7 protein-coding genes are annotated in these 5129 nt (G+C 60.4%); 2 read left to right on the top strand and 5 right to left on the bottom strand.

Annotated elements, in window-relative coordinates:
• From PO883_RS33680 to PO883_RS33665, 4 genes are all read right to left on the bottom strand, one after another.
• A partial coding sequence (locus PO883_RS33680; RefSeq protein ID WP_289313677.1) for an IS6 family transposase occupies nucleotides 1–312 on the bottom strand: 312 nt, incomplete at its 3' end.
• 245 nt (nucleotides 313–557) lie between these two features.
• Nucleotides 558–2426, bottom strand: a complete 1869-nt coding sequence (locus PO883_RS33675; protein ID WP_289313676.1) for a hypothetical protein — start codon at nucleotides 2424–2426, stop codon at nucleotides 558–560.
• Entirely contained in the window at nucleotides 2417–2920 is a 504-nt protein-coding gene (locus PO883_RS33670) for an ABC-three component system middle component 2 (RefSeq protein WP_289313675.1), read from the bottom strand. Before PO883_RS33670 ends, PO883_RS33675 begins: the two co-directional genes overlap by 10 nt.
• The gene (locus PO883_RS33665) at nucleotides 2908–3984 is read right to left on the bottom strand and encodes an ABC-three component system protein (RefSeq protein ID WP_289313674.1); all 1077 of its coding nucleotides are present in this window, start codon (nucleotides 3982–3984) and stop codon (nucleotides 2908–2910) included. Before PO883_RS33665 ends, PO883_RS33670 begins: the two co-directional genes overlap by 13 nt.
• A gap of 156 nt (nucleotides 3985–4140) precedes the next feature.
• Between PO883_RS33665 and PO883_RS33660 the strand changes: the two genes are divergently transcribed.
• Together PO883_RS33660 and PO883_RS33655 are read left to right on the top strand one after the other, a co-directional pair.
• Nucleotides 4141–4410 carry a hypothetical protein gene (locus PO883_RS33660; RefSeq protein WP_289313673.1) on the top strand — a complete coding sequence of 90 codons (270 nt, stop codon included), beginning with the start codon at nucleotides 4141–4143 and terminating at the stop codon, nucleotides 4408–4410.
• Nucleotides 4403–4756, top strand: coding sequence for a hypothetical protein (locus tag PO883_RS33655; RefSeq protein WP_289313672.1), 354 nt, complete (start codon nucleotides 4403–4405; stop codon nucleotides 4754–4756). Before PO883_RS33660 ends, PO883_RS33655 begins: the two co-directional genes overlap by 8 nt.
• Here PO883_RS33655 and PO883_RS33650 read toward each other — a convergent pair.
• On the bottom strand, nucleotides 4720–5129 hold a 410-nt coding region (locus tag PO883_RS33650; RefSeq protein ID WP_289313671.1), incomplete at its 5' end, for a recombinase family protein. The genes PO883_RS33655 and PO883_RS33650 overlap by 37 nt on opposite strands.

Here is a 5129-nt window from a genome sequence, read left to right as displayed (position 1 = left end):
GAGCAAGAAGTCGACTGTCTTGCCGAACTTGTCGACGGCGCGGTAAAGGTATTTCCAGGCACCCTTGATTTTCACGTATGTTTCATCCATTCTCCAGCTGCGGTCCACCGGACGCTTGAAACGGCGGGCAGACTTCTCGATGAGAGGCAAGAATTTGACGGCCCACCGGTTGATGGACGAGTGGTCGACCGACACGCCTCGCTCCTGCATCATATCTTCAAGATGCCGGTAGCTCAGCGGGTAGGCGACGTACCAGCGGATGCAAACGAGGATCACATCGATCGGGAATCGCATTCCTTTGAAGCTGAGCATGTTAATTTTCTACAGACGGGGCCGGCAGTTTACCTGATCGGCCCGCCCGACCGGCGCTAATGCGACAGAACCGGCGACGATGCCTGGACCGTAACGGGATTCGAGACCGATCCACTCACCCGCAAGGCTGTTGCCCAGTCGTGGTATGTGATTGTGAAACCTAGCAACCCTGATAGGTAGCCACGCGCTTGGAAATTTGCGACCTGCAAAAACTAGCCGCTTTTGCAGCGACGCCTATGAGCGCGCTAATTGTCGAACTCGGTGCCGTCAATCGCCGGCGCTGGCGGCGGGGCGATCACCGTTCTGCGCGGATAGAACCCTTGCCGTCCGTGGGTGTTGTCGTCGGTGAACTGGATGGCGTTCAAAGCGCGAGCTGTAGCCGGGTCCACCGCCTCGTTCTCAAGAACAATGATCTGGCCAGGGCCTTCGAAGCGCGACAGCCAGCCGTAGAAGCTTGCGTTCACCGTGGCCGTTGGAATGTCTCGATCCGTGTTGTCTGCCGACTCTTTTTGGGCGTAGGCCTTCAGCGGCGAATCCAGCACGACCACGCCTAGGTGGGGGTGCCTCTCCCTTAGTGCGTGCTGCATCAGAGCGATGGTCATGGCGGAAAGGAACAGGCCGCGCTTGCCCGCGCCATAACTGAGACGCCGACGACCGTCGATGACCAAGTCGCAGGCATCCGGATCCACGTACACCGACTGGATGGACATGAACCCCCAGTCGTTGAGCATCTGGCGCGCGATCACCCCGACCTGATCGCCGTGCGATCCCACGTTGCGGACGAGGGCGGTCCTTTTCTGCTTCGTTTCCTGCTGAAGACGGGCGATCTCACCCTTCAGCCGAGCGATTTCGTCGAAGGCGTCTATCAATGACGAGAACCGCGTGTGGGACTCGACAAGCTCGCGCGGGTCCGCATCAAATTCCTGCCCCGCAGCCCGCAGGACAACCGTCTCCTGCTCTTCCAAGACCTTGAGCGACGCCGTCAACCGTTGCACATCGGCGGTGGCATTTGCGATGCGCGTCTTTTCATGGGCCACGGATGGTTGCAGGCCGCGCCGAAGTTCGCGGACTTTCTCGGCCTCAGCGGCAATGGCATCTCGGTATTTTTTTGGCGCCCTGGGTTTCAGATCGCCGGGATCCAAGTGCTGCTCAACCGGCGTGCCACAGAGTAGGCAGGGCGTCTCTTCTAAGGCTTGGAAGAAAGCGATGCCCTCGTCCGTGGCTCCGAGTCGGGCAAGGTCGCTTGAATACTTCAGGTCCAGCAGCGTAAAACGCTCGCAGATCGACGTGGCGCTTGCGAGCTGTGTCGATGCAATAGCGAGGGCCCCCGCTTCCGCGGCGATTTGCTGTCGCAGTTCCTTCAGAACTGACGAGCGCGCCTGGAGCTGCGTGGTGAACATGTCAAGACGCTCGTCGACCCGTGCCAGGGCAGCGACGGTTGATGCGCGATCTGTGTCAGCTGGGATGAGGCCCTGCGAGCGCGCTAATTCCGATTCGGCGACCGCCAACTTACCTTTGGCTTGCTCTTTGACGGAACTGCTCTTGTAGAGCTCCACCGCGGAGTCGTCGAGCCCGCTGAGGAATAGCGAGTAGGAAGCGACGCGCTTGTCCGAGCCATGACCTTTGCCAACGGTCGCGTCTCGTGAAATCATTCCGGGCTGGGAAAGCAGCGCCCAATGCCTCAGGTCGTCACCGGTGATGGCACCCTTCTCACTTCTTGAGCGAAGGACCTTCTTGCCTTCTGCTCCAGACAGCTTGACGAGCAACTCACCGAGATCTTGCGCGAGGTCTTCGAGCGGGTTCGGCGCACCGGAAGCGACCCAAATATCATCCTGCCGCACCAGCACGCGCGCGGCACCGCCCGCCATTGCCTTACGCACAAGGTACTCATGCTCATCGTGCAGGAAGGCGAGCTCAAGCGAATCGTAGCCTTCTGACTCTGGAAACTGCTCTAGTGTCCCTGTCCCGCCCAGCAGGAACCAAATACAGTCCCAGATGTGCGACTTGCCTGTTTCGCTGGGGCCTCGAATAAGGGTGCGATGTCCGTCGAATGGCACCACGGCCGGCAACAGGCCGGGTCCGGTTATGCACAAGTGCTTCAGCGTTATTGCCATTGGTGCCCCCGTGCGTTGGCACCTTCAAATTCGGCACCCCATAGGTGCCCTTGCTGGGCGAATCGTTCGGTCATATCTCGCGAGCTGAACGTGGCGAAGGTCGTGGCCGCCCACCGACACCGGCTTTCCAGCTCACGCAAGTAGGGTGACGTCAGCGCGCTGACCATGCTCCTGGCGCTATCACCAGAGAAGTAGGTTATGCCGGTCTCGTCCATGGCAGCGGCGACGAGGCCGCGGGTGCTCATCAGGTAGAGGCCTTGGGCGATGAGGTCGCGGCGACTCAGGTACTCGCTGCCGCGGTAGGGCACCGGAGTGTGCAGGCTGGGGGGGCCGCCGAGATCGTCGGAATACACGATCGCGTAGTCGAGAAGAACGAGTTTCTGTAGGTCGGCACCGGCCGGCTGCAAGGAGGTGAGCAGGTAGACCATCCGAACGCCCAGTTCGAACGGCGAGTTGAAGGCGACGATGGGCTTGGACTTCTTCATTTGACCCATTTGAGCCTCCCCCCGTTGACGAGGTGATGGCAGGTGCCAGGCAGGTCACCCCCACGGAGCTGGGGCGACAAGCGACTTTCCTGTACTTGCAACGTCGACGCCTTGTCGACGGCTGCGTCGACACGGTCCATCCCCGTTTTAAGGCGGAGTTGGGTAACCGTGGGGCGGATGCCTGCGTAGACCATATCCAGCAGCCGTTCAAACTCCTGCTCGTGTGGGTAGATGTCACGGCTGAAACGCTGAAGGCCTTCGGCGCAATAGAAGGTCTGCCGCTGTGCAGTGAGGTGATCCTCGTAATCGGTGCCGGGCACGTTGACCTGGGTCACGGGCGACGCCTTGTGCTCGGTGTAAGCGCGAAGAAGCTCATCGAGATATGTGGCTTCGTGTCCAGCGGGCTGGACAGGCATCGGGTCATCGTCGCCGCGTTTGGGCACGATGCCGAACTGGTCATGGTGAGCAACGCTGTCGAGCGAGTGCCAGACCAACAGGTCGTGAACAGGGCACTCGATGAAGCGGTCGAAATCGAAATCGTCGATGGCCGCCTGAACGTCTTGCGTCAGCTCGGCCGCCCTACCTTTCATGCCGAGTTGCTCGTTCCTCCATGCATCGAGGAACTTTGCCTTGAAAGCTGCGGCACCTGAGGCCATCGTGTTGTGGAGGTCGTTGCCAACCGCCCGCGGGCAGCAGAAATAGTAGCAGTTCGGGCGGGGGTAGGTTTTTAAGGCCAATTGCTTGAAGAACTTCGCCATCTCCGGAAAGGCGTCGCTGTGCGTCAGCCCTTGAGCGTAGTGCTTGGCCTGGTAAAGGTCCCAGCCGTCACGAACCAACGCATGGCCAAACCGCGCTTCAATGTCGCGGCCTCCGTCCCCGGCTCCGCCTAGGCGCTTGACGACCGCGTAATGGCTCCCACCGGGAAGATCGCGCTTGCGCGCGGCGGCCAAGATAAACTCTTCCCATTGGTCGGGATTCAGCAGAAGGATTTGCGACGACGGCTGGATAACGCCGCCCTTGGCGACAAGCTGTGTTTTCTGCGGTTTGCGAGTTGTGCCTGATTTTGGTGGCATAGTGAAGGTCCGTTGACTTCTCAAGGCCGAGTGATGCCTGTCGAGCGATGATAGCAGCATGCCGACAGGAAAGGGCGTGGTTCAAAATAGGGTTACAGTCGGCGCGAGCTAAGCCGATCGGGGATACTCACTGTCCTTGCCTTTCGGAACTTGCTCATGAACGTCTCCCAGTCGGTCGCAGCCACGCTATCAAGCGACGCGCGCAAGCGCATCGCGCTCCTTTCGCTGGTGAAAGCGGAGCCAATTTCTCATCTGGCTGACCAGGAAGGTGTTAGTCGTCAGTTCGTCCACCGGCAGAAGCACAAGGTAATGGAAGCCCTGGGTCTTCCACATCGAGCAGCAATGCCAGAGCCTGGCCAACGTGCTCGCGCGCTTGGCGAAGGGTGCCGTGTCGCGCCGCAAGGCGCTGGACTCGAAAATGGATGACGCCAAGACTAGCGGCTGCGGCAATACGCTGTCGCGGGAAATGACGCTGGCGGGCCAGGCAGAACGGCGGGCGGTTCAGCTGGCCAGGGACGTGAAGACGCTGGTCTATTGGATGAGCCACGACGTATTTGCGCTGGCCGGTCCCGATCTGGCGCAGCGCCGAGGCATGTACGATTTCATCGCTGACGAACTGCGGCAGCGCGAGCACCTCGATTTGGCCCGCATTCGTCCGCTGCGCAGGGCACTGGAGAATCAGCGCGACGATTTGCTCGCGTTCGCCGGCGTGCTCGACGCCAAGCTGGAATTGTCTTATGTCGGTTGCTCATTGCGGGCTAGCGCGCGGTAGACCGAGGCGCGACCGACACCGAGCCGCCGTGCAATCTCTGTCGCGCCCAACTTCTCCTCGACACGTAGGCGCAGGACCTCGGCGGAATCAACCGACGGTTTGCGCCCATGGTAGGCTCCCCGCGTCTTTGCTGCGGCAATGCCTTCAAGTTGGCGCTCGCGTCGGAGGTTGGTTTCGAATTCAGCGAACACGCCCAGCATGTCCAGGAAGGCCTTTCCCGCCGCGCTGCGAGTATCGATGGGTTGTTCCGTTGCCTTCAAGGTGATGCCGCGTTCCTTCAGCGTGTGCACGATATCCTGGAGGTCCTTAATGCTGCGCGCCAGTCGATCGATCCTTGTCACGACCAGCGTATCGCCATGCCTTAGAAAATTAA

The sequence above is a fragment of the Massilia sp. DJPM01 genome, from assembly GCF_030348125.1.
GTDB lineage: Bacteria > Pseudomonadota > Gammaproteobacteria > Burkholderiales > Burkholderiaceae_D > Telluria_A > Telluria_A frigida.
Note: the sequence above shows the minus strand (reverse complement) of the source record. Positions and strands in the feature narration are given on the sequence as shown.